General features: G+C 36.8%; 27 protein-coding genes. 16 read left to right on the top strand and 11 right to left on the bottom strand.

Going from position 1 to position 25,175, the window contains the following annotated elements; genetic code table 11:
* On the top strand, positions 1-425 hold a 425-nt coding region (locus tag ABDZ91_RS07870; RefSeq protein ID WP_343797879.1), incomplete at its 5' end, for a hypothetical protein.
* Between the two features lie 174 nt (positions 426-599).
* Here ABDZ91_RS07870 and ABDZ91_RS07865 read toward each other — a convergent pair.
* The 3 genes from ABDZ91_RS07865 to ABDZ91_RS07855 form a co-directional block, all read right to left on the bottom strand.
* Positions 600-1,073 carry an alpha/beta hydrolase family protein gene (locus tag ABDZ91_RS07865; protein WP_343797883.1) on the bottom strand — a complete coding sequence of 158 codons (474 nt, stop codon included), beginning with the start codon at positions 1,071-1,073 and terminating at the stop codon, positions 600-602.
* An 80-nt stretch (positions 1,074-1,153) separates the two neighbouring features.
* The gene (locus ABDZ91_RS07860) at positions 1,154-2,527 is read right to left on the bottom strand and encodes a S9 family peptidase (RefSeq protein WP_343797878.1); all 1,374 of its coding nucleotides are present in this window, start codon (positions 2,525-2,527) and stop codon (positions 1,154-1,156) included.
* A 242-nt stretch (positions 2,528-2,769) separates the two neighbouring features.
* Positions 2,770-3,777, bottom strand: coding sequence for a DUF3231 family protein (locus ABDZ91_RS07855; protein ID WP_343797876.1), 1,008 nt, complete (start codon positions 3,775-3,777; stop codon positions 2,770-2,772).
* Between the two features lie 311 nt (positions 3,778-4,088).
* Here ABDZ91_RS07855 and ABDZ91_RS07850 point away from each other — a divergent pair, with 311 nt between their 5' ends.
* Together ABDZ91_RS07850 and ABDZ91_RS07845 are read left to right on the top strand one after the other, a co-directional pair.
* Complete coding sequence (locus ABDZ91_RS07850) at positions 4,089-5,012, top strand: AraC family transcriptional regulator (protein ID WP_343797874.1); 924 nt, start codon at positions 4,089-4,091, stop codon at positions 5,010-5,012.
* A 32-nt stretch (positions 5,013-5,044) separates the two neighbouring features.
* A complete protein-coding gene (locus ABDZ91_RS07845) occupies positions 5,045-5,488 on the top strand; it encodes an SRPBCC family protein (protein ID WP_343797872.1) in 444 nt (147 codons plus the stop codon).
* 76 nt (positions 5,489-5,564) lie between these two features.
* Here ABDZ91_RS07845 and ABDZ91_RS07840 read toward each other — a convergent pair whose 3' ends face one another.
* Positions 5,565-6,737, bottom strand: a complete 1,173-nt coding sequence (locus tag ABDZ91_RS07840) for an MFS transporter (protein WP_343797870.1) — start codon at positions 6,735-6,737, stop codon at positions 5,565-5,567.
* An 80-nt stretch (positions 6,738-6,817) separates the two neighbouring features.
* Here ABDZ91_RS07840 and yeiL point away from each other — a divergent pair, with 80 nt between their 5' ends.
* Positions 6,818-7,489: a transcriptional regulator YeiL gene (yeiL, locus tag ABDZ91_RS07835; protein ID WP_343797868.1), complete on the top strand. Its 672-nt coding sequence runs from the start codon at positions 6,818-6,820 to the stop codon at positions 7,487-7,489.
* Positions 7,490-7,685: 196 nt separating this feature from the next.
* Here yeiL and ABDZ91_RS07830 read toward each other — a convergent pair whose 3' ends face one another.
* Complete coding sequence (locus tag ABDZ91_RS07830; protein ID WP_343797866.1) at positions 7,686-8,159, bottom strand: DUF2975 domain-containing protein; 474 nt, start codon at positions 8,157-8,159, stop codon at positions 7,686-7,688.
* Positions 8,160-8,420: 261 nt separating this feature from the next.
* Here ABDZ91_RS07830 and ABDZ91_RS07825 point away from each other — a divergent pair, with 261 nt between their 5' ends.
* On the top strand, positions 8,421-9,026 hold the full coding sequence (locus tag ABDZ91_RS07825; RefSeq protein ID WP_343797865.1) for a CBO0543 family protein: 606 nt from the start codon (positions 8,421-8,423) through the stop codon (positions 9,024-9,026).
* A gap of 23 nt (positions 9,027-9,049) precedes the next feature.
* Positions 9,050-9,733 (top strand): DUF421 domain-containing protein, encoded by a 684-nt coding sequence (locus tag ABDZ91_RS07820; RefSeq protein ID WP_343797864.1) that lies wholly within the window; start codon positions 9,050-9,052, stop codon positions 9,731-9,733.
* A gap of 394 nt (positions 9,734-10,127) precedes the next feature.
* Here the strand turns inward: ABDZ91_RS07820 and ABDZ91_RS07815 are convergent, their stop codons facing one another.
* From ABDZ91_RS07815 to ABDZ91_RS07800, 4 genes are all read right to left on the bottom strand, one after another.
* Positions 10,128-10,736, bottom strand: a complete 609-nt coding sequence (locus ABDZ91_RS07815) for a PAS domain-containing protein (protein ID WP_343797863.1) — start codon at positions 10,734-10,736, stop codon at positions 10,128-10,130.
* 430 nt (positions 10,737-11,166) lie between these two features.
* Positions 11,167-11,607 carry a cell wall hydrolase gene (locus ABDZ91_RS07810; RefSeq protein WP_343797861.1) on the bottom strand — a complete coding sequence of 147 codons (441 nt, stop codon included), beginning with the start codon at positions 11,605-11,607 and terminating at the stop codon, positions 11,167-11,169.
* 230 nt (positions 11,608-11,837) lie between these two features.
* Positions 11,838-12,017 carry a hypothetical protein gene (locus ABDZ91_RS07805; RefSeq protein WP_019155453.1) on the bottom strand — a complete coding sequence of 60 codons (180 nt, stop codon included), beginning with the start codon at positions 12,015-12,017 and terminating at the stop codon, positions 11,838-11,840.
* Positions 12,018-12,458, bottom strand: a complete 441-nt coding sequence (locus ABDZ91_RS07800; RefSeq protein WP_014481451.1) for an Hsp20/alpha crystallin family protein — start codon at positions 12,456-12,458, stop codon at positions 12,018-12,020.
* A gap of 284 nt (positions 12,459-12,742) precedes the next feature.
* Here ABDZ91_RS07800 and ABDZ91_RS07795 point away from each other — a divergent pair, with 284 nt between their 5' ends.
* The 5 genes from ABDZ91_RS07795 to ABDZ91_RS07775 all read left to right on the top strand — a co-directional run bounded on the left by ABDZ91_RS07795 (position 12,743) and on the right by ABDZ91_RS07775 (position 17,003).
* Positions 12,743-13,675, top strand: coding sequence for a DNA-3-methyladenine glycosylase family protein (locus tag ABDZ91_RS07795; RefSeq protein WP_343797882.1), 933 nt, complete (start codon positions 12,743-12,745; stop codon positions 13,673-13,675).
* Entirely contained in the window at positions 13,659-14,141 is a 483-nt protein-coding gene (locus tag ABDZ91_RS07790) for a methylated-DNA--[protein]-cysteine S-methyltransferase (protein WP_343797855.1), read from the top strand. The genes ABDZ91_RS07795 and ABDZ91_RS07790 overlap by 17 nt, the downstream gene beginning before the upstream one ends.
* Positions 14,142-14,531: 390 nt before the next feature.
* Entirely contained in the window at positions 14,532-15,107 is a 576-nt protein-coding gene (locus tag ABDZ91_RS07785; RefSeq protein ID WP_343797853.1) for a DUF1062 domain-containing protein, read from the top strand.
* A 279-nt stretch (positions 15,108-15,386) separates the two neighbouring features.
* A complete protein-coding gene (locus ABDZ91_RS07780; protein WP_343797851.1) occupies positions 15,387-16,181 on the top strand; it encodes a DUF2935 domain-containing protein in 795 nt (264 codons plus the stop codon).
* 156 nt (positions 16,182-16,337) lie between these two features.
* A complete protein-coding gene (locus ABDZ91_RS07775; protein ID WP_343797849.1) occupies positions 16,338-17,003 on the top strand; it encodes a response regulator in 666 nt (221 codons plus the stop codon).
* Here the strand turns inward: ABDZ91_RS07775 and ABDZ91_RS07770 are convergent.
* Both ABDZ91_RS07770 and ABDZ91_RS07765 read right to left on the bottom strand, forming a co-directional pair.
* Positions 16,990-18,789, bottom strand: coding sequence for a sensor histidine kinase (locus ABDZ91_RS07770; protein ID WP_343797847.1), 1,800 nt, complete (start codon positions 18,787-18,789; stop codon positions 16,990-16,992). The two genes, ABDZ91_RS07775 and ABDZ91_RS07770, sit on opposite strands and share 14 nt — an antisense overlap.
* Before the next feature lie 42 nt (positions 18,790-18,831).
* Positions 18,832-19,536 carry a hypothetical protein gene (locus ABDZ91_RS07765; RefSeq protein WP_343797845.1) on the bottom strand — a complete coding sequence of 235 codons (705 nt, stop codon included), beginning with the start codon at positions 19,534-19,536 and terminating at the stop codon, positions 18,832-18,834.
* Between the two features lie 765 nt (positions 19,537-20,301).
* Between ABDZ91_RS07765 and ABDZ91_RS07760 the strand changes: the two genes are divergently transcribed.
* The 5 genes from ABDZ91_RS07760 (at position 20,302) to ABDZ91_RS07740 (ending at position 24,630) form a co-directional block, all read left to right on the top strand.
* Complete coding sequence (locus tag ABDZ91_RS07760) at positions 20,302-20,496, top strand: hypothetical protein (RefSeq protein ID WP_343797844.1); 195 nt, start codon at positions 20,302-20,304, stop codon at positions 20,494-20,496.
* Positions 20,497-20,590: 94 nt separating this feature from the next.
* On the top strand, positions 20,591-21,361 hold the full coding sequence (locus tag ABDZ91_RS07755) for an ABC transporter ATP-binding protein (protein ID WP_343797842.1): 771 nt from the start codon (positions 20,591-20,593) through the stop codon (positions 21,359-21,361).
* 1 nt (position 21,362) lies between these two features.
* Complete coding sequence (locus ABDZ91_RS07750) at positions 21,363-23,093, top strand: putative ABC transporter permease subunit (protein WP_343797880.1); 1,731 nt, start codon at positions 21,363-21,365, stop codon at positions 23,091-23,093.
* 427 nt (positions 23,094-23,520) lie between these two features.
* Positions 23,521-24,318: an AraC family transcriptional regulator gene (locus ABDZ91_RS07745; protein ID WP_343797840.1), complete on the top strand. Its 798-nt coding sequence runs from the start codon at positions 23,521-23,523 to the stop codon at positions 24,316-24,318.
* A 75-nt stretch (positions 24,319-24,393) separates the two neighbouring features.
* Positions 24,394-24,630, top strand: coding sequence for a DUF1761 domain-containing protein (locus ABDZ91_RS07740; RefSeq protein WP_343797838.1), 237 nt, complete (start codon positions 24,394-24,396; stop codon positions 24,628-24,630).
* Positions 24,631-25,175: the final 545 nt, after the last annotated feature.

Raw genomic sequence — 25,175 nt, 5'->3', positions numbered from 1 at the left:
CAGTGATTTTATATTATGTGTTAGGAAAAGTTAAAGATGAATCTTCAAGTAGTAAAATCGGACTTATTTCAGCAATAGTAATATGCTCAACTTTATTTATTATGACCCAAGTAAATGTGTTATTTATCAATTCTAATTACCAACCACGATACGAAGTTGCAATAATAGGAGGTAATAATAAGGATGTTTCAAGATTCGAAATCTTCGAGAAATCCTATCCTAAACGTGTAATTAGTGTAGATAAAAGGACAAAGGAAGAATATATTAGGCAAGTGAAGTACAGCCAACTGATTTCTATGGAAAAGGAACTTCCCTATTATATAATTTTTGTTTATTCAAGTGCTAAAAGTCGTAAAGTTGGGCTTGAAACCAATAATATTGATGAGGCTATCCATTACCTAGAAAATCATCTCCAAAAAAATTAAAGTGTTGTCGAAATAATACTCAAGTTTCTATTAGAGAGGAGGGCTCTTAAGAAAGTCCTTTTCTTTTTTGACCATGGGGGACGGTTCCTCTGGTCTTGAGCAGAGGAGATTTGCACCTGAACCCCAATAGAGTGAAATATTAACCTAACGGGGATCAGGCACCTTTTTGTTAAATCATAAATTCTCAATATCCACAGGCTCTACCTCATCACCAGCCTCAAACCCAAACACCCTACTATAAAAATAAAACTCCCCATCCAAAGATCGCTTAATATTTTGTGCCATCCGAAAGCCATGACCTTCACCTTCTAAGGCAATATAAGCTACCGGTAAGCCTTTTGCTTTTAGCGCTTCCACCATTAGCTCTGCTTGGTTCGGTGGGACAATTTTGTCATCCAGTCCTTGAAAGAAAATAACCGGGCAAGATAATTGATCAGTGAAATTGCTTGGTGATCGGTTGAAATAGGTTTCTTTTGCTTCGGGATAAGGTCCAAGCAAGCCAACCATGTATCTGGATTCGAATTTATGCGTTTCTTTCGCAAAAATCTCAAGCTCACTTAGGCCATAGTGACTGGCCCCTGCCTTGTACACATCTGTAAATACGAGGGAGGCTAACGTCGTATATCCACCTGCACTACCTCCAGCAATGGCAACCTATCTGGGTCAACCTCGCCTTTTTCGATTAAATAGCGAACGGCATTTGCACTATCTTGTACGTCCACAATTCCCTAGTTTCCTTTAAGCCGCTCCCGATATTCCCGTCCATATCCAGTCGAGCCACTGTAGTTGATATCGACTACAGCAAATCCTCTACTTGTCCAGTACTGGTTTGTCAGGTTCAGTATAGAAGAACTCATCCCTGTAGGTCCGCTATGGACATGCACTAATAAAGGCGGTTTTTCATCGGTTGGAGCGATGTAGTCCGCATTCTTTGGACGGTATAAAATGGCATGAGCTGTCTTGTCTCCTTCGGTTGGATACTCAATAGGGACTGGTAGGGAGAGATAGCTTGGATCCAAGGTTAGTTCTGATGACGCTTTTATCACTTCTAAATTTCCTGCATGTGCATTTAATCGGATGATTCGAGGAAACTTCGTCGGTGACGCAGCGAGAAAAGCGATCTGTTTACCATTTGAGTGAACAGAAGAGAATGCCGTATCCCCAGTTTCTATAAAAGTTATTTCGCTGCTTTCCACATCAATTATGGCAAGGTGGCGGGCTCCGTTTTGTGTGTAGGCCGCTATAATAGTCGTTTCATTGATAAAATCATAATCGGATATCCCAAATACCCCGCTAGGCGATCCAAATTCAGCCTCCATAGGGTAAATGGCTTCAGCGTCATCTCCTTTTACCCGCATGATATTCCACCAATTGGTCCGGTCTGAAACAAAGTAAAGGGTGCCATTTGGAGACCAGACTGGTTGAATAATAGATTCACCTGGCGAACCGGCTACTTTTTTAGCATTCGAAACCGATCCGTCCTCATTCAAATCAGCTACCCAAAGCTCCGTTTCGTCCCAAGGCATATTCGGATGGTTCCAAGTTAGAAAGGCGAGTTGTTTGCCATCTGGACTAATGCGAGGATTGGAATAAAAATCATTGCCAGAAACAATATTCCGCTCATTACTTCCGTCTAGATCCATGGCAACAATCGTGGTCTCAGCAAAAATAGCAGATTCCGTGTGGTCTTCTTGAACCCAGTATAATCGGCCACGTAGTCGATCGATGGTTGAATCCGCATACCGATGAGCAGAGTTTGATGTAATGGGACGAATTTCATGATTCTCGTTGCGTATGTAGAGTAAGTTATCATCGAAGTTGGAGAAATAAAGATGGTCCCCATTCACAATAAAGGGTGCACCCCCATATTCATGAACACGGGTTCGAACATTAAACGGTGCCGGTGTGAGTTCAGAAACGAAACCATTCGAAGCTTTCCGCATCACGGTATTGCGGCCACCTTCAGAAGGATGTGCCTCAATCCAGTATAAATCTTCTCCATGAAAGGTGACCTGAACGAGAGGAGTTGTGCCTTGAACTATCAAATCCGTTGTGATTGGAGATTTCCAGGTTCCATAGGGTGAAGTGGTTGGTTGGGTCATAGTCGTTTGCCCTCCTATTAAATTATTGGACTAGCTTTCTTTATTTTATCAGATAATGTACATAATGTTCTGAATATTTAGTGTGAATTTAGTGCCTGACCTTCATACGTTCATGAATTAACGTATGAAGGTCAGGCATTTTTTTGATAAAAAAGCAGCAGGATCTCAATAGGAAATTCCTGCTGCTTTTGATTTTATGCTTGTCCTAAAATGAGTAACAGTAGACTACACTCACCATTTCTTTAGTCTTGAGCAAGCTTATCCCTATTTAGTGCAACAGGAGGTTTCTCCAGCCACTCATTTTTTATCATATAGGTTTTTATATGTTCTTCATATTGATACACATCTGCAATTATCTTTGCATATGTAGTTTTTAAATCTTTTCGGATACTTACTGCTGCACTATACCCATAATTGGCGATACCATCACGATTAAGTTGGTCTAATAGATAAGATATTAATTTATCTGAAAAAGGAGATGTTTTACCATCCAAAACATTCGTATCCCAAGTCATTGAAATAGGCAAATCATTTTGAAGTAGAATATCACCTAATTTGTCTATAATATTTAAAGATAATTCTTTTCCATGTTGCAATAAACTCATTAATTGCTGATTAGATGTAGATTGTATAAACCCAATTAATAAGTTTTTACCAATATAATTCATAAAAACATTTTTGTGTAGCTCATTTGCTTCTCTTGCCGTTAATTCTCTATTATCATTAAAGAAGTTACCCAAAAATCCTTTATCTGCCATTGGGTTTGTTTCATGAGTGGAGGTAATTGAAGGAGGTCTTACAAATACTCCCTTTTCTAATAGAATAGCTATTGTACGTTCAAATAAACTTGAAACGTTTTTTAATTGTTCGTGGAAAAAATTGCGGATATCCTCTCTTACAGAATCGGATAGTGCCATACTTATTAAGGACATTCCAATTTTAGACATATTATTTAAATAAAATAGTATAAAAACATCCGTATACAACTTAGGGGCATTTGGATTTAAATCATCTATAATGTTAAAGCCTTTGGGGATTGGATAGTTTTCACTTCGTAGAACAGATTCAAAAAATTGTACAGCAGATTTAGAAATAGAACCCGCCTCACTACAAAGAGATTTAACTTCTTCTAGTTCTGATGTTAAGGTCAGATACTCCAAAACAACATTTGACATACTATTAGTCATTAACTGTTCCCAACAGTGTGCTAACTCACCCGCGGTTAACTTTGCAGCGTTTTTATTATCCATATAATCAATTCCTTTTTTAGATTAATTTAATATTCATAACAAGTATCTGGAATTTTTTTGTTAATTATGTAATATTACATGAAAAATTAAAAATTTTTGGTTTGACAAGGGAGAAATCCGCGGACAGTCCCCATGGTTCCTGGACCCAATACCGCTTTCATAAACTCACGATGTGTATTTAACCAGCCAAGACCCACTGTACGGCTTCTATAATTTACCCATACCTATCTAACAGTCCGTAGCTACCTTTTTTTTAAAAAAAAATATGTTGTGCTTCTATAAAAAAAGCAAGAATAGTCAAGTGATGTATTATGATGTTTGATAAATTAAATAATGAAAGGAGTGATTTTACGAATGCTATCAAAAGTAAGGAGTTAGAAGTTATTATTCCTATTCTTGTTTTTATACAAGCAAATTTACATGAGGACTTAGAATTGGATACGGTCTCGAAAAAAGCAGGATTATCTTCATTTTACTTTCACAGAATGTTTAAAAGTGTGGTTGGTGAAACATTAAAGCAATATATTACTCGTATTAAGTTAGAGCAAGCAGCGTTTGCTTTGAAATATTGGGATGAGAAAGTTATTAACATTTCAACTGATTTGGGGTTTAAGAATTCAGAAACATTTACCAGAGCATTTAAAAGGAAATACAATATAACACCGAAAAAATTTAAAGAACAGCCAATCCACAATCAATCAAGTATAAATGTAGAGGATTCATACAACCCAAAAGTGTTAAGTGAATTTGAGCTTTCCGCTGTTTCAATCAAACGTCTAAGACCGATAAATGTTGCTTTTATTAGAAGTGTCGGTCCTTACGAAGAAGTTGATCCAGAATTATTCAATAAATTAATCCAATGGGCAAAAAAGAATAATGTTTATAGTAAAGATCTTCTGCTCATAGGTGTTGGACTTGATGCTCCAAGCATAACACCTTCGAGTCTATTGAGATTTGATAGTTGCATAGAGGTCAATCAATCCTTTTTTTCAGAGGGGGAGATTTCATATCAGCAATTAGGAGGAGGACAGTATGCAACTCTAACTTATGTTGGGCCATATGGAGCTAATATGAAGTATGCATATCAAAAATTATATCAAGAGATACATCAAGCACGAAATATTGAATTTGTGGGACTTCCTGTAATTGAAATTTATAAGACAACAGTAATCAATCCGAAATATCAATTAAACCAGACAGAAATATATGTTCCAATAAAAGTTAAGAAATCATAATGACCACTGCTGATAGTTGGAGGTACAAAACATTGTTAATAACAAGTCAAACGGAGATCCAAGCTCCTATTGAGGTAGTATTCTCTTACTTAGATGATAATGATAAACAAAAAGAATGGATGACAGGATTAGAAGGAACTGAGTATTTAACAGAGTTTGATATTAGTAATCCGGTGGGTGTTAAGTTTAAACAAAGGGTAAGAGAAGGAAATCGTATTCAAGAATATGAAGGACAAGTCACAGAATACATTAAAAATAATAGATTAAACATTCAAATGAATCACCCTTCTTTTTTAATCAATGTTTCATACAACCTTCAAGAAATTAGTCCTAATTCCAGTATTCTTAATATTACAGAAGAAGTAACAGGTAAGACTGTTTCAGGAAAGATATTAAGTATCCTTTTTCGTGTATTTATGAAAAAAGGGTTAGAGAAACAAATGAAGGCATTAAAACAGTGCGCTGAAAAACAGTAAAAAATTGGTGCCAAAATTGGTGCCTGACCCTCGGTTCGTTAACGGATTAACGTAATGAGGGTCAGGTACCTTTAACTTAATTTGTAACTAAAACTTCCTTCCTAGTTTCCTGCCTTCGATATACAAGTGCAAGAAGCATGGCTGGAATCGTACAAAGAATCATTCCAATAAAGGCACTTCTTGGTTCGATTTCGTATAAATAACCGCCGAATATGGTGAATACAGCCGTACTCCAGCTAAGGGCCAAAGCATTATACATGCCTTGTGCTTTCGGAATTTGGGCATGTGGAATATGTTTGATTAAGTATTTCATAAATGCATAATGTGCCATCGCAAACGAGAATGCATGTAAGGGTTGCGTTAGACTGAAAATCACGACATTTGGGAATATAAACACTAGGATCCAACGAACAGACGAACCAATAGCAGCTAGAGTCAGTAAAGTTCCAATGGAAAAGTTATTAAACTTTTTATCTGCAATAGAGAAGAATATGATTTCTGCTATAACGGCAATGTTAATAATGACTCCAATCAGGTATGTTGGTGTTTGGATTTCTTGTAGAAAAATATAACCGTACGTGTAATACGTAGCATGTGCTGCTTGGAGTAAGATGACAATCATGAGTACTAAACCAAAGTGTTTGATACCGAATAATTGGAGCAATCCCTCTTTCTGTGTCTGATCTACTTGCGGCTTTTCAGATAATATATCTGGTGCTTGCATAAAGCCGAGACACGTAAATCCAATGATCCCCAGTAATAATGCCCAAAATATCACTTCATCTCCGAACATGCCTATAAAAATGGTTAAGATCATGCCGACTGAGACAAATCCAATCGATCCCCACTGACGGCTTCTCCCATAATGTTTTAATTGCTTGCTTTGTGCAAGGACTCCGGCAGCACTATCTAAAGCTGGCATCAGCATGGGATAAAAGAGATGTAAAGCAATCGTTACAATAAGTAAACTTGTAAAAGAATGTGACGGAATATGACAGACAATCGCAATCAGCGTGCCCCATCCCGCCATATTTAATAGCATTTTACTGCTCAGCTTGCTTGATAAAAAAGGGAAAGCAAATAAGGTTGAAAGCCCTCTTGCGATCAATCCTAAGCTCATGACGAAACTAGCTTGTGATACTGAAAGCCCTTTTGTATGAATTAACCATCCAGACCAATAGGGTAGAAAAATGCCCCATGTCAAAAAGAAACTAAAAAATCGTATGCTCATCCAGCGTTGTGCGTTCATACTGTATCCTCCTAATGATTGCATGATATCATGGGGATACAGATGAATAATATGAGATATCTCATATTTTGAGGTGGAAAATGGAAATTTATAAAGGTGAGAAAAAGAAGCTATTTCTGGAAGAGAACTCGATTGCCCATTTGTTTTCCTTTCCAGTCGAGGAGTTTATCGAAGTACATGAATATCAACGTGATGATTGGATCATTCAAGAAGGAAAGAGGCCGGATTATTTATTTTACGTGGTGGAGGGGAAAGCCAAAATCTATGTGACCCATCAAAATGGGAAAGTGTCCTTAATTAATTTTATCAATGCAAAGGACTACATTGGAGAAATGGAACTATTAAATGATGTGTACTATACAAAAGGGATTCAAGCCTCCACGAAGACCATTTGTTTTGCTCTTCCTATTCGTTACTATCGCAACCGATTGCTTGAGGATACCAAATTTCTAAGAGAATTAACCAAGTTTTTAAGTGTAAAAGCAACCATCATGGCAGCGAAGTATTCACAAAGTCTCGCTTTTCCGCTTGAAAACCGGCTTGCGGATTTTATTTTGCAAACGGCCGATCATGGGGTTTATAAGGAGAAACACGTTACGGTTTGTGATTTCTTAGGTGTATCCTACCGTCACTTATTGCATGTACTGACACAATTCTGTGAAAAAGGATACTTGGAAAAGGTAGGGCGGGAATATCAAATTAAACATCACCAATCCTTATATGAACTCGCCGAGGTGCTGAAGAATAAGTAGGGACAGAGGGGACAGGAACCTCTGTCCCACTGGCTTATTTTTCGTGCCTGCCCCCCGATGTGTTAGCGTATCGAAGGTATGGCACTTTTTTTCATTAACAAAGGTAATGATTGCATAATAATGGCATACTAATGGAAATTTGGTGCCTGACCCTCAATACGTTAACGGATTAACGTGCTGAGGGTCAGGCACTTTTTTATGGCTGTGAATCCAAGACATTCTTTATAGGTTTTTGAAGCACGTCCACAATGGCTGCGATAATACTTGTTGCCAAGATGCCCATTAGACCTAGAGATATTGGACCTGCTGCATCATCACCTGTGAATTGAGCATGCACCCTTAAATAAACTATTGCTAAAAAAACGAAGAAAATGACAGTAAAAGTGCACTTTTTAATTACCTTTAAAGATTGAAGAGATAACTCAGAGAAAGCATTATGCTTTTCGATACAGGTTAAAAGTTTACATATTTGATACAACGCCACAGAAAACGTAATACATATTCTATATGCACATACCAAAAGTGGATATAGCGAATAATCACCTGGGCGCTCTATGGCATCTCTTCTGGCTGCTTCAGGCAAAAAATATATACACACAGCAAGCACAGCAATTCCAACCAGAAAAATAATGAACTTTAAGAAAGTGGTAGAACCTCGTTTAACATTCATTTAAAACACAATACGAATTTAACACATAATTTATTGTTTTACAATAAATTAGTATCGTTTTTTATAGTGTTATTATTGTTATTTAAATATGCTTTTACAAAAATAAAAAGCATTTCTCATTACAAAGAAATGCTCTTACTTTAAAAAGTTAAATTACACTTGGTCACCTTCTAGCATGTTTTTTTTATTTACGATGGAAATTCATTACTAAAATAAGGTAATACTAACAAGGTTGGTCCAAAAGTTTGAATTCAAAAATATTTGTTACCAAATAATTTAAATATAGTGGTGATATCAATAGAAAATATATTTGAAAATTCTAATGAAATACGTTTTTTTGAAGATAAACTGTACCTTTTAGAATTAAATGATTGGCTAAAGAATGAGTTTTTAACTTGGGAATGGTGGATATTAGCCGGTTTTTTAGTTGTGCCTTGGGTTATATGGGCTAAACTCGTTAAACGGGACATGATTTTAGAAATTTTGTTGTTTGGTACCTTAATAATCATAACAACAACCTTATTAGACGTAGTTGGCTTACAATATAGGTTTTGGGATTATCCAATTGCATTCCTTCCTTTTATTCCTAGGGCCTTTCCTTTTGATTTTTCAATGGTACCTGTAGCATACATGTTGTTATATCAATATTTTAGAACATGGAAATTTTTTATAATCGCCCAAATCATTATGGCACTAACATACGCCTTTATTGGTGAACCATTTTGCGAGTGGGTCAAACTTGTTAATTATTTAGAGTGGAGATACAGATATTCATTCATATATTACATCATTGTTGGAATTGTAACTCGAGCTTTACTACTAAAACTAGCCTCTTTATCTAAACCTCAAGATCTTACAACTAAGTAAAATTTAAATTGGAGGAAAAAACTTTGGAAGAAGTCAATATTGGTTTACTGACGATCAAAGTCATCGTTGGTTTTGCAACTTTATTTTTTATCATTATCATAACAGGCAGAACATCCATCTATCAATTAACCCCGTTTCACTTAGTTTTTGTGTTAGTACTTGGAGATTTTTTAGGAAATACCATTTATGAAGATAAGGTAGGGATTTTTCATTTTTTATATGCCATCGGATTGTGGACGTTTCTTATGTTGGGAATAGAGTTTATGACTCTAAAAAATAAATCGACACGTTCTCTCTTATTAGGCAATCCTAACGTCATCATTCGAGATGGTGTTATGGACAGAAAGTTACTTACAAAGAACAAATTGGATGTAAATCAAGTATTGAGTATACTCCGTCAAAATAATGTCTTTTCAGTTCGCGAAGTCAAATACGGTATATTGGAAGCTAATGGGCAAATAAGTTTATTATTAAAATCCAAGTATCAAAAACCAGACAAGCAAGATCTCAATCTTCCAGAAAGTCCAGTAGACCTCCCAACATCGTTAATTATAGATGGGGAAATTTTATGGGATAATTTACATGAACTCGGATTTGATCAACAGTGGTTAGATAACCAATTAACTATCAATGGATATGATAATGTAAAGCGTATACTTTACGCAGATTGGCGAGAAAGTGAGGGCATACATATAAGTCCCAAATAAAATTTGTTAGGATAAGAGCACATCAATTTTCTTGGTGAATAAAATGTCGATTTAAAAAAGATTCACTGTTTAAAACAAAATTGAACCGTTTAGCATAGAATGGGTTTTAAGGATTTATCTGATAGGGTGTTTGTTGCTCTTGGGTCTTCCGTAATCGGGCGCTTTAACGAAATAAGTACTTTATATGTTCACTTTCTTTTAATTGTCTTTCTGTCTCCTTTTGTAAGGTCACGTCTCTAGCAATTCCTGTAACCCCGATAATTTTATTGTGTACTATTATTGGGACTGCTGTGATATTTAAATTGATTTTTTTTGCTGTTTTTAGTTATTACTGACATTTCTAACAAAGCTGTGTTTCTTTTTAAAACTTTTTGAAACTGCTTCTTGGTTTCCCCTAAATCTCCGGGTGCAATACTGATTCGTAAGACATACTTAAAAGCTCGTCCATAGAATATGCTAGTATCTTTTCACCTGCTGCATTTACTTTGGTGAATTTCCCCTCTACATTTAGAAAAAAGATTATATCGGGATTTTTCTTAAAAAGGGATTCAAACTGTTTTAGAGTTCTCTCTAAAAGTAATTCGGTCTCCTTAGATGTAGCGATATTCCGAACGGTCGATAAAATATATTTTGTATTATCACCTAATGTTTTGATACGGCTACTCACTTCCACAGGGATTTTTTCTCCTTTTTTTGTAAAGTGAGTAGACTCTATTGTTACAGGGCCACCTCCACGATGTTGTTGTAGTTCCTCATTAAGAAAATGATAATAGTTTAAATCTATAATCTCGAAAGGTGAGAGATTTAAAAATTCCTCTCTACTATACCCTAGCTGGTCATGTGCAGCCTGATTAACTTCAACAAAGCGATCAATTTCCATTTTGTCATTAAGGGCAATTATATAAAGTGCCTGATTCATATTTTGTAAAATTGTGTAAAGATCTCGCTTTGAGAACTTTTTTTCAAAAATTCCATCAAAATTATTATCATTTTTTAACTTCATATATCATGCCACCTTCCTAACTAATAACATAAAGTGGAGATTTGCTATATTTTTATTTATGCCCCGTTAATATATAATTTTAGGAGTATACCTAGTGGGGAGACTTTATTTGATTATACCAAGAATGAATAGATAAAAAATAGTCGAATAATAACCAAATTCTGTTTGTGGAACCAGCAATAACCCATTTGCAGGTAAAGAAAAATGCGTCGATTGCAGCAGCGCCTTTGGGAGAAAGGTTTGGATTCCAATGATGATGGGTAATGGTGATGTAACAAAAAGTATGAGAAAAAAGGAAAAAAGGTTGCAACAAAAAACATTAAGAAGGAATATAAAAAATAGCCTATAATAATGATTACTTAGTAATCTTCGATACAGGCTTTATAATCAGTAACAAATTATTATTAGGTTTCAATCTTTAGTGTTTTTTTCACCACCTATAGACACTTTCACATGTATTTGCCTGTGGCTCATAATAACAATGTTGTTTATATTGTCCTGCTAATGGTTGACCATACCAAGCAGGTGGACACTGACCATACGGATTAAAATACCAAAGAGCATACTTAGAAGGATGCTGTCTCCAGTAATCTAAGGCTTGTTTAGCTAATCTTTTTTCTACTTCTCTTGCTCTTTGATAAAAAACATTACCTTTTTGTACTGCTTCAAAAGAATAATTTCCTCCTTGTACTTGAAAAATCACGTCCCTTATAGACCTTAAATTTAAAAAATCTAAACAATCAGCTTTAAGTCTGTTTACAATAACATTACCAACCATTAGCATCCCCAGTCGCCCTTCACCCTCAGCTTCTGCCCTCATCATCCTTGCCATCAATGCAACATCACTTTCGGTATACTTAACTCTTGGCACTTTTTATCACTCCTCTTTAAAAATTATATAAGTATGGCCAAATAAAAAATGCTTCATCGGTAGAATCAAAGCTTACCACACTGAATCGGTTTTATTTCTGCAAAAAAGTTTTTTTATTATTGAGCCCGTTTCATGAAATTAGGGGTAAGTGTGTTTCCCTCCCTTTACCCTCTTTATTAATAAAAATAATAGCATTACTCCAATTTATGAAGTAATGCAAATGTAATACATTATTGTATGAGAAAAGATTTCTTAATATCATTGTTTAACTGCTTTAATATAAATTTTTTCTTATGAGAGGGTAAATGTACAGTTAAAATAAGTAAATCAACTAAATCTGGTTGTTCATTAGCTATTTCTTGCAAGTAATCTTTGCCGAACTCCTTCATAACAGGTAATAGTTTACTCATTTAGTGAAAGTCTACATCAATTTTCTTTTTGTTATCATTTGTTTTCTTTGGCATTCTGACTTCAAGAACACCGTTCTTATAGGTTGCTTTTACTCCCTCATTAGATACAGGGCTTGGCAAGGATACAGTCCTATGAAAGCTACCTGTATAGCGTTCTTTTCTATACATACTTTCTTCTTTAATCTCATTTGTTTTATTGATGGTACCGTTGATGCTTAACATATTATTTTCAATATCAATATTTACATCTTCCTTTTTCTCAAGACCTGGAATATCACATGAAGCAATTACTTCATTTTCAGTTTCATGCACATCAACTCTGATATTCCCAAAATTATTGTTTTCCATCCCAAGATCTAGAGGGAAGTCAGAGAAAAAACGGTCAAAATTTCTTCTCATATTTGCTAGTTGTCTAAATGGATCATACGGTGTTAATGACATACAAATCACTCCTTGTTTTTTTTTTTTTCACATGTATTTTCTTCTTAGAATTAAAAAATATACAAGGAAAGTTATGTGTATAAGAAATTTTATATTGTGAAAAATATTAAAGGTTAAATTTGGAGTATAAGGGAGATTTATGTGAATTTTTTTAAAAAACAGGCTAAGCAAATTGATGTTGAAAGTATTAAACAACAATTATCTAACTCTCCTGATTTAGTTAATAGAACCGTAACAGTCGGAAATNATATCATTTCTTTCTTAAATCATTCTACACCTTGAATATGGTGCCTGACCCCCGGCACGTTAACGGATTAACGTACCGGGGGTCAGGCACACTGGCCAAGGAATTTAATTTTGAAGAGTGTCTAATCTTTTTAGACAGGTCTAGCTTGGAAGTGCTTCATAAAATTCAAGAGGGGTCTGTTTATAAACTCATAAAAATTGAAGAGTCTTTGATATTATGTCAGATTGGATTCACCCATCATGTCATTAGAGTTGAATTCCCAGTGGGCAAACCATCTATTTACTTTCGCCAAAAAGCAGTAGAGTATATTTGGGAATGGTTTGATTTGGATCAGGATTTAGAGGCTTTTTATGAAGTCGCTAATCAGGATCAAGTTTTGAAGAATCTTGCCCATAAATATTATGGGCTACGTATTATGTGTATTCCAGATTTATTTGAGGCGTTAGTGTGGGCCATTATGGGACAGCAAATCAATTTAACATTTGCCTACACATTAAAGAAGCGCTTCGTCGAACAATTTGGCGAAAGTCTAACTTTCGAAGGAGAAACGTTCTGGCTATTCCCCTCATATGAAAAAATTGCTTCATTAAGTGTGGATGATTTAAGGAACCTTCAATTTACCAGCAGGAAGGCTGAATACATCATTGGCATCGCTAAAGCTATGGCAAAGGGAGAATTATCAAAAGAGATATTGCTTCAAAATAAAGATTTTATAAAAATACATCAATCACTACTGATGATGAGAGGTATCGGACCATGGACTGCAGATTATGTGATGATGAAATGCCTGCACATTCCCTCTGCCTTTCCAGTTTCCGATGTCGGCCTACATAATGCATTAAAGAATTTCATAGGTCTTGAGAGGAAACCAACCATAGAAGAAGTAAAAGAATATGCAGTAAATTGGGAAGGCTGGCAGGCGTATGCTACCTTTTATCTTTGGAGGTCCTTATATGACAAAAACACATAAATTAGATTATGAATCACCGATTGGCTTGATAGAAATTACCGGTACTCATGAGGCAATCACTTCTATATTGTTTTCGGAAGAGAGTAAAAAGGTGAATGTTTTACATGATGAAACGCCTCACGTTTTAAGAGAATGCTATAACCAGCTTGATCAATATTTTAAAGGCGAGCGAGATACATTTACATTCCCGTACCATTTTTCAGGGACTGACTTTCAGAAAACAGTATGGGAAGCATTAACTAAAATCTCCTACGCGGAAACGGGAAGTTATAAGGATATTGCGGTTTCCATTGGGAATGAAAAAGCGATTAGAGCGGTAGGGAGTGCCAATGGGAAAAACAAGTTAAGCATTGTTATTCCTTGTCACAGAGTCATTGGTTCTAGTGGGAAATTAACGGGTTATGCAGGTGGCTTGTGGAGAAAGGAATGGCTGCTTCGGCATGAGAAGTCTTGCTATAAGGAATAAATGTAGATGCTATGAACTTTATTTTTCGTGCCTGACCCCCGGTGTGTTAACGTATTAACGTATCGAGGGTCAGGCACTTTTTTTCATTAACAATGGTGTTTATTGAATAATAATGGCATACTAATAATACAGGAGAAATTTGGAAGGTGGAATTGATTTTGCCAACATACTTGTAATGGTTAAGCAACTAAATAGTACATTTCTTTTTTTGAACATTATTGTTCAACAACGGGAGAAGTGTGCCTATTTTTAACCATTACAGGGAACGCAGGATCGTTAGTTGTTTCATTCCAGCGGGATACCTATAAGGTATTCCGCTTTTTATATGGGAAATCTTTCTCCATTCAACCGTTTTTTGCGTTCCTCTGATTAAATAGGAGGAACTGGTAAATGAGTTTAAATAATTTATTCACTTATGAGATCATAGCTCAGGAAACACCAAATATAAAACGAAATTGTAGTAAATGTAAAACGAACACAGAATTTTATTGTAGTGAGAAATTCAGGGTAAATGCGAATCAGAAAATCGTTGATATTTGGCTTATTTATAACTGTATCCATTGTGAGGGAACTTGGAACTACCCTATTTTTTCGAGAGTCAATATTAATAAAATGGACTCTATGCTCATTCAAAAATTTATGAATAATGATAAAGAGACCATCTGGTACTATGCCTTTCAAATCAAGAAATTAAGAAAACTATGTAATGATGTGAATGCAGATATACGATACGAACTAAGAAAAGAAAAGCTCGATTCACGATCTAACGAGGTTACGATTATACTTTGCTATAAACATGATTTTGGTCTTAGAATAGATAAACTAATAGCAGATATCTTTGGCATTTCAAGGTCTAAAGTAAATACGTTGTCTCAGAATGGAACTATTCTATTAAATCCAAACATTAGTATGAAGAGCAAAGTTATAGATAATTTACAAATTACAGTCAAAGGTGATTGGTTTTAAAGTTAATGCATGACACTTCTAAACCTGGTGTCTAACCCTCGGCACGTTAACGGATGAACGTATTGGGGTCCAGGCACCTTTATCAGACCCTTATACGAGTGTGGCCCCCTTGGAAAAGAAAGAGGGGGTTTTTTTGTGTATTTGATAGATAGATAAAGAGATTTCTTACCTCTTAATACGAACGCGAGCAGTTTATTTTACATGGAAAGATTATGTGAATGGGTACAAGAATTGAATAATAAGATTAATAAGGGAGATTTCATTTAGGGGAGGGGTTAGATGGGGGATCCAATTGTAGCTAGGTCATTAGATGAAATTAGGTTTTGGTCTAGAATTATGAAAGAGCATGCCTTGTTTTTAAGCTTGGGGTTTACTTATGAACAGCAACAATTGATTGATGAAGCAAATCAGTTTATAACTTTGTTTGAAAGAATAGAGGAAAAGTTGTCCAGATTTACCGTCAATTCAGATTTGCGTCAGGTTCAAGCATTTAATACGGAGGTATATCAAGCGGCTGCTGCCATATGGAGTTACAAAAGAAAAGTATTAGGATTAACTTTACGATGTGAAATCCGTTCCAACAATTATCCTTTATTAGTTGACCATATTAGTAGAGAAGCTGCATACTTTGCTAATCGATTAAAAGAACTAAATGAAGGAAAATTAGCCCCAACCCCGGATGATGTTATTGAAGAAAATGTATTTTTCTTAAAAATTATGGCTGACCATGCTAAGTTTATTGGACATCTTTTAGACCCTTCAGAAAGAAAATTAGTGGACCAGGCGAGAGAGTTTAGTCATGATTTTGACCAACTCCTTTTTCAAGCGATAGATTTGGATTCAATGCGACCACAATCTGAAACTAAACCTATTCTTAGTCAATTTTTAGACCAAAATAGAGTTTCAGTAGTCTCATTGAGAGACTTTAAGAAAACAGCAAGAGAGCTAATAGAAGCCTGCCGAATTAAAAGCAATATCCATCCACTATTAGCAGACCATACCTTTAGAGAAGCTGAAAGGTTCTTAGAAATCATAGATTTATTTGAAGCAAATTTGAATGGAGCACAAAGTTAAATTAAATATTGGATTTTTTGTGCCTGACCCCAACACGCTAACGGATTAACTTACCGGGGGTCAGGCATTTTTTAACTATTTTATCGCTTATATCTGCCTTTCAGGTTTATTCTGTAATATAATATTACATAATTTAGTAATCCCTTGGAGGCCACTATGAACCCAATCCGAATCCTACTGGTCGATGACCAAACCTTACTTAGAGATGCACTGGAAGTAATCTTAAATCTTGAGGATGACTTTGAAGTGGTCGGCGTGGCCAGTCATGCGCAGGAAGCGTATGATCTCGTCAAAACTTTGCAACCAGATCTCGTGCTGATGGACATCAAAATGCCAGTGATGAATGGAATTGAGGGCACGAAAAAAATCAAGGCAGATTTTCCTTCCACCTTGATTTTGATTTTATCTACTTTTGCAGAAGAAGAGGATATTGTAGAGTGCTTGGCTCATGGTGCGACGGGTTATTTATTAAAGGATATGCACGGCGATCGTTTGTTGAATGCGATTCGGGACGCAGCCAACGGGCAGTTCATCCTTCAAGGACCCATTGCTGCAAAGCTAGCTTCTAGGCTATTTCAAATGAATCAATATGCCTCTCCCATCCCGAACCTACACAATGTGCAAGTAGAACTGACCGATCGAGAAAAGGAGATTGCTAGCTTAATAGTGAAAGGCTACACCAATCGTGAAATTGCCAAGGCCCTATTCATCTCAGAAGGCACGGTCCGAAATTACATTAGCACGCTTTATTCCAAAATGGGTACGAGTGACCGCAGTAAGCTATTACTTTTCCTAAAAGAACTAGGGATTAAAGGGGAATAGTCAATTCAAGTACACATCCCCAAGGATCTTCACTGTATTTTTGAACAGTTCCACCTAACTGGTTAGCGCGTTCCTCCATACTTTTTAACCCAAAGCCATGAGGTTGATTGGTAATGGGCTTCCCGTTGTTTTTTAAAATAAATTCAAGTCTATTTTCCTTATAACGTAACTCGAAGTGGAAGAGGTCACACTGACCATGCTTCATACCATTTGTTAAGCCTTCCTTTAGGGCTAGAAAGATGGAGTATTTTTGAAAGGTCGTTAACTCCGGAAGTTCATCGATCTCGTATTGGATGTGTACGTCACTATGCTGCCTAGTTTCTTGAATCAAGTTTTGTAAAAACCTCTTTAAATCAAAGCTCCAATCCGCATCTTTTAGTAGTCTAACTGAGCTCCTAATTTCATCTAAACCCTTTCTAACAAGATCCTGGGAAAGTCCCAGCTTTTCTTTTGCTCCTTCTGGCTGTTTATCCATCAATCTTTTTGCCGCTTCCAATTGCAATACCGTTGTGGTCAAGGTGTGTCCGACTAAATCATGAATTTCATGCGCGATCCGGTTTCGTTCTTCTAAAGCAGAGAGCTCCAGCATCGTCGTCGCACTTTCTTGGACAGATTGAAGAAGCTGGTGGTGCGTATCTCTTAACTCATCTGTCCGTTCCTTGACCTCTTTTTCAAGCTCAACCGCATAGTTCTCCACTTTTTTATGAAGCTCCATAAAGCTTCGAATGATGATTCCCACACAAGCAAACACCAAGGAGTAATTGGCTAAAAGCCCAAAGTCAATGCCGACATTCCAGCCCTTTTGGTTCAATAGAATCCCAAATACATAGAATGAAATAAAGAGCCCAATTCCGAGCATGGCAGTTCCTAGAGCTCTTTTTCTACTTTTAAAATAAGCACGGGCAAGCATCCCAATAACGGTCACCATGGTGATGAGTAAGAAGATATTTAAGAATGGTATTGTAATTGGCAGAGCATTCGGCCATAGGGTCACCAAAAGAACCGCGCAGGCACCCATCATCATGAAAAGTTTCGCAATTAGGGTAGCTCGTTTTTTATAGTTGTCTGAAAACAGTACGGATAAAAATAGAATCAAGCACGCTGGGCCGAGGATCGAAAAGAACATATTCATATAAAAATAGACGAGTGCTTCATCCATCAAAAGCTGTTTGGTATCCACTCTAAGAAAACCAAGGATGGATAAGGAAAGAGCGGAGCCAGCAAAATATAGGGAAAGCTTTTGTTTTTTGTTAAATAGAAAAACGAACAGGGAAAGGAAGGCAATCATGAGTGTTCCGCTGTTGGCTAAAAGGCGCACCAGGTCCTTTTTTATCATGGATTCTAGAATGGTATCCTTACTACCAATTTGTATCGTTGGAACGTTTCCATGAACCTTTATATATACTGGTTGTTCTGGATTTACAGGATAGAGGTCCCAACGGAAACTGTTTTGAATTCTTGGATCCGCCGTGTTTGGCTTCCCATATTGATAGATTTCCTGACCATTTTGATAGACTTCAAAATAAGCTGGAGACTTTTGTTGAAAAAGGTAGGGGTTAACCAAATCAGTCTGTGAAAGCATAATCTTAATCCATTTTTCTTTTCCGGCACTATTTTCTGAAGAAAGGGGAGCCCAATCGGTAGATTCCATGATGGTGTTCAATTCCTCATCGGGGCTACCCGTGTAAATCCAGATCTGTTCCGATTCTTCAGCGGAAACGGATTGAAAAGGAAGAAGGGCAAAAAACATTAAAATGATAATACATAGGCATCTTGAAATGAACATCCTGACCTCTCCCTTTTGGTTCTGTTTCTTAAGGATTCTCTATTAACTGGCGAGATTCCTACTTTTCTCCTCTAACTGAGCCACAGGTTTTCTTAACATTTCAACTCCAAGCCAAATTTTCCAAACCACAAATCCAAATAAGAAAGTGAAAATACTTAGAAAAATGCCAGGTAATGCGCCTCGGCCATATAGCGCTTCATAGGCCCCAGATGCAAGGACAATGATTCCGGTGAGAAGTGTGAAGTAGCCGAATCCCTTGGATAATACGTTTGTTTTTATAATCGCCCATCCAACCTGGAACAGAAAGAGGCTGAAAAATATAGAAGATAAAGCGGAAAAGACTAGGGATAATTCTAAAATGACTTGCGCTTTCGGTAATGCTTCTGCTGTGGTTAAGTCGCCATTCGCTAGGTCGTGAAGGATGCCCACCGGTAAAAACAAGAACAGTGCATACAAGAGTAAGTGGATATTGGCAAAGTGAATTCCAGTGCGGCTCACGTTTGGTTGAGCAGAACGGATTCTTTCGTCTACAGCTTCAAACGTCCAGTACAATAAAATAATCCCAGCTAATCCAATGAGTACGAATAACCAGTTTGCAACGGGATGAAGGGACATGGAATTTACGGTTTTTTCATACACATCCGCACCCGTTACTCCGTTCATCGTAAAAGTTTGCATTCCTACCATAGTTCCCACCACTAAAACAGCTGATAAAATGGAACACCAAGCTCCAATACGTTGTTTCATTAACAACACCTCCGAATTTTAGGTGCGTGTAGGATTTTTACAAGCACCATCTATATATAATGTAACTGGCGGTGTTGTCATATTGGTAGTTACGGGTGTCACGTGACATGTCATGTTATATACGGAAAATATTTGAGCTATTGGTTTTAGAAAAGCCCCTTCTCAATCTAAGGGGCTTTCTTTCTTAACTTAAAAGAACTTCCTATTGATTTTATTGTTTTGATACATGATCACTAAGCTGTAAATACTTGTTAAAACTGTGCTAAATAAGCCCAAAACTAATATGGTGTCTAACTTCCTACTATTCGTACCCCACATGTTTACCCTTCCTTTATCGTTTATATTCCTGTTATAAGATTTCCATTTTTTAATTGAAGATTCACAAAAGCGTAAGAACCATACTAAAGAACTAAATTACGATTTTGAGTAATAAATGCTGATGTTTTCGGGAGAAACTGTGATATAAACTATTTAGGTGGTTGAATATGCATGAGGTTATTGAATTAAGAAGGAAAATATTATCTATTTCAAACTTATTGCTGATTATTGTCCACTATATTAAATAGCTTTGGGGTCGAAGTCACTTTATGGGGATTCCCGGATCAACTGATTGGTAGTATAAGAGTCATAAATGTCTTAGATTTAACAATAATCCCTGATTCATATATGCTCATTTGGTTGATTAAATTGTAATTGAAGTTCCCTTTGGACAAGGTTACTATTGTTCATAGGTTTTTTTTATTAGTGGAGAAGGAGTTGCCGCCTGTGTCTAAAGAACTAGATTTAATTATTCAGGAGACAATCGATAAGTATTACTTTGCAGTTCGTGTCCAAGGAATACGGTCAAAAAAAGCAGAAAGGCTCCTAAGGATTGTAATTGATCTTGTTGAACTTAAAAAAAATAATAATGATTACATACCATCGAATTTTAAAGAATTTGTTGATGAAGAAAGAGAATGACTTAAAAATACTCATAATAGGAATCTCCAGTTATCCAAAACTTTTTCATCACTCAATCGTAAATAGATACTAGGCAAAAATATAGGGGGATTCTATGTCTATTGAAATAAAGAATTTATCTAAAAAATATGGAAGCTATCAAGCTGTTAAAAATCTAAATCTATCAGTGTCGAAAGGAGAGCTGTTTGCCTTTTTAGGTCCAAATGGTGCTGGGAAAACAACCACAATCAAAATGTTAATTGGACTTTTAGAACCGACGAGTGGAACAGTTGAAATCGGAGGAGTGAACATTTGGAAGTCTCCGATTGAAGCGAAAAGGAAGATTGCGTTTGTTCCGGATCAACCGAATCTTTACCCGAAACTGACGGGGTGGGAGTTTTTACAGTTTATGGCGTCAGTGTTTCACGTTCCAGAAGACGTATTTACAAAACGAGCCAATGAATTATTGTCATTGTTTAGTTTGCAAGGAAGCGCTCATGATTTAATAGAGGGATATTCTCATGGGATGAAACAGAAAATGGCTTTATGTGGTGCCTTGATTCATGAGCCGGAAGTTGTTTTTCTGGACGAGCCGACAGTTGGGTTAGACCCGAAGAGTGCGAAGACGTTGAAGAATCACCTTCGTCATTTATGTGATAGAGGGACGACTGTTTTCCTGACCACACATATTCTCGAAATTGCCGAGCAAATGTGTGATCGAGTTGGCATTATTTTAAATGGAGATTTGATTGCTCTTGGGACGATGGATGAATTGCGTGAGAGAAGTAGCCAGGCAAGTCTAGAGGATATTTTCCTTGAGCTAACAGGTGGGGAAGAAGCTCAAGATATCATTAGCGAGCTTTCGAAGGATGATAAAGGTGAGTAATATGACGGGAAAGCTCCTAAAAACGCAGTGGAAAATGTTTTTTAACGGGATGAAAGCAAAAGGGATGAAGGGGCAGGCGGGGCTTATCTTTTCCCTTATTGTCATTGGGATACTGGCACTTTTACTCTCTAAGCTGGTTTGGGATATTGCGGACAGCATTCCGATCCCAATTATTGAAGTATTATTTCCGTACATATTCTTAATGTCCATTGGGATGATTTTGTTAATTGGAGTTCCACAGGTTTTTAAAAACTTGTATTCAGAAGGGGATTTGTCGTTTCTGTTTACACTTCCTATTCCGACAAGAAAAATCTTCTGGGCTAAGTATATTCAAAGTTTTATTGGGATTCCTTTGATTGTGTTTGCAATTACGATGATTCCTGCCTTCATTTTCGGTATTCGAACAGGAGCAAGCATTACTTACTACCCTGTCGTAGTGGTTATTTTGTTTAGTAACGTCGTGATCGGAATGTCATTGGCCTATTTACTAAACCTCGGTTTAATTCAGGTGTTGCCACCAAAGCGTGCCAATGAATTGATGACGGTCATGAGTGCTTTGACCGGACTCCTGATTTATTTCCTTTTTCAGGTTCCCAATCTATTTTTAAGGGATTCTATGAATCAAGACATGGTGAGGCAGCTCCCTAGTTTTCCTAGCTGGGTACCATTAAGCTGGGGAGGAGATGCCATTACCTCAGTATTAGTTGGGGGAACGGGATTTATCCTACCGACTGTATTGAGTGCACTTGTTGCATTATTTCTTGCTGTCCTTGCGTCAACCCTTGTAGAAAGAGGCTTTCGAACAGGCTGGATTCGTTTAAGTGAGGGAAGCGGAAGGAAGAAAAAGAAGAAACAAAATCTGAAAAGTAGTGGGTCAGTCAGACACCCTGTTGTGTCTGTAGGAATCAAAGAATGGCGTGCCATCCAAAGAGATTTGAGAGAATGGATGGTGTTTATGCCGATTGGCTTTTTCATCATATTCGGTGTCTTTGGATTTATCAGCAGCGGGGCAGACTTGAGCACTCTTTTAGAATATGAACAGGAAACGTGGATCATTGCACAGCTTATTTTCTTGTTTATTTATGCAAACTTCAATGGACCTATGGCAGCCGCAGCAGTTGCAAGAGAAGCGAAATCGATGTGGCTATTGCAAATTCTCCCGTTAACAGGAAGGCAAATCGCCATCGGTAAGCTATGGATTAGCTGGCTATTGTCTTGGGTGATTCTTTCCTTTATTCAAATGATTATCGGGATCTTGCTAGGCTGGTCGGTTCTATATATTGTTGGTGGATTGGTGTTAACAGCTCTTGCTTCCATTGGTGTTAGCGGAATTGGTTTATGGATGGGGACGATTGGTGCAAAATATAATCCAGCAAATCCACAAAGTCGATTAACATTTGCACCATCATTGGTCCTTCTCATTTTATCGTACGTTTATTTATTCGTGTCGTTGATCAGTCTTGCATTCATTGTGTTACCGGCAAGCTTACGTGATTTTTTCTTAGGGCAACAATCAATGGGTGGATTCATCGGGTTTATGATGAATATCGGTACCTTTATTGTGGAGATGAAAACCACGTCACCTGCTTTTGCCGTATTGATTGGGGTTGTCGGATTGGTGGTTGTGTCCATCGGGACGGCAGTTATCACCATCCAATTGGCGGCGAAACGGTTTGATAAGGGAATTGATATTGAGATGGTTCAGGCGAATAGTGGGCGTGGGTTGAGGTAAGGAGCGAGGAGTCGGTTACGGAGTGTTATGCAGTAAATCAATTCTATTGACAAATTTTAAAACAAAAAGGTGTTTTTCGATGGTGTTTTTTTCGGGAAACATCTTTTTTTTTATAGGTTGGTGGGTTGAACTAAGGTGAAAATAGGGTGATTTAGTGTGTGGATTGTCGTTAACGTGCGAAATCCGTGATTATTGTGGGAAAATTTCAAAAAACGTGCAAAATCTTAAATAACTGTGCGAAAACCTTAGTTGGATGTGCGAGTTCAGACAAATGGCTAAAATGCCGTTTTAGGTTCCAAATACTGAGTTTAGTTTGTGAGAAAAAGGCAATTTTTTACGAACGCCTGTTTGTGCTTTTATTTTTTTCTTTGGGGTGAAATGGTAGAATATGAATAAGCTCAGTAAAAGTTGCGAATGGTGGTAATGTATGAAATTTGAAATTGTCCAACCTACTAAACTATTAAGACCATGGATTGAATGTTATTGGAACGTGCAATTAGATACGGGGGCAAAGCCAAAGAATGAAGTGATCTTGCCTAACGGAAAAATTGAAATGATTTTCGCACTGGAAGGAAATTATCAAGTGGTTAACCGGCGAACCCATAAAATGAAGCACGCATGGCTGTCAGGCATCCACCATGAACCGCTAGAAATTCACTACAATGGGAAATCGAATTTGATTGGAATTCGTTTTTACCCACACGGGATTTTTCCGTTTCTCCATGTTCCTATTCAAGAAACTGTAAATCAGGTGGAGAATTTATACGCTGTTTGGGACGTGTTCTATGAAGAGATTTTTGAAACACTTTGTATGTTAAAAGGGCAGAAGAACACCTATATCGCTTTGGATCAGTTGTTACTGAGGAAAATAACCGAAAGAAAAACAAGCCACCATCAAGTTTTAGCGAACATAGTAGAGCAAATTAGAATGAACCCACAACAATCTATCCCTAAACTAGCAGCGTCCATTGGTTTTACACAAAGACATTTAAACCGTTTATTTAAAGATCACACTGGCATTACTCCGAAGTTATTATCCCAGATCTTTCGTTTTGAAAAAGCCTTCTCGTACCTACATTCACAGTCGGAAGAGGAAGTTGCTGATATCATTTCCACACTTGGATATTACGATCAATCCCATTTTAACAAAGAATTTAAACGTTTCTCTGGCATGACTCCGTTAGAATATAAACAAAGAGCTATTGAATCAAGTAACTTTTTATAAAAAAGATGTCCATTTTTTACAATACTAGGTTTTCTAGACTCTCTATAATAAAAAATGAAAAAGGGGGAGAAATGGATGGATTTTCAGGAATCATTAGAGTCAATTAACTATTTGGCCGTTATAGTAGCCGCCTTATCAGCTTTTTTAATTGGTGGCGTATGGTATTCAGTGTTATTTGCGAAATCATGGATGACGGAGAATGGTTTCAGTGACGAAGATTTAAGAAAAGGAAATATGGGTAAGATTTTTGGTGGTTCTTTGCTATTATCTTTTATTATTTCATTTGTTTTAGTTGTGTTTTTAGTAATCTGAAGTTTTCAAGAATCATTAGTTTAAATGATGTGTTTACTGTTGCGGGTATTAAGGCAGCTAAGAAGAGGTAACCATTGGTTTGTTTCATTAGGTGAATTGTTTTTAATATGAAAAGGTGTTTTTCGTGAGAGTTTTTTCGGAAAACATCTTTTTATTTTATTGTTGGGGTGCCTGCCTTCCCAAAAATCGACGTATTAAAGAATTCGGAGGCAGGCACCTTTTAAACCAAAAAGGGAGATATTTTTTGCTTTTTTAAAGGTAATGGTACTTTTGAGGATTTTTTTCGAAGAATCCCTTTTTTAGGGTTGTCAGATGGTTTGGAATCACTTGAAAAGGGGGTAATAAAGGGTGACGACGGTCGTTTACGTACGAAATTCGGAATTATTGTGCGAAAATTTGAAAACACGTGCGAATTTTCGTAAATGTGCGATATCAGATGTTGTTCGTGACCCTGTCAAGTGGACACACCAAAATCCGCACACTTATTTAATATTAAGCTGCTTTTTGTTCACGATATTCTACAGGACTCATTTCTAATTTGTTTT

It is taken from the genome of Bacillus carboniphilus (genome assembly GCF_039522365.1).
Lineage (GTDB): Bacteria > Bacillota > Bacilli > Bacillales > JC228 > Bacillus_BF > Bacillus_BF carboniphilus.
Note: the sequence above shows the minus strand (reverse complement) of the source record. Positions and strands in the feature narration are given on the sequence as shown.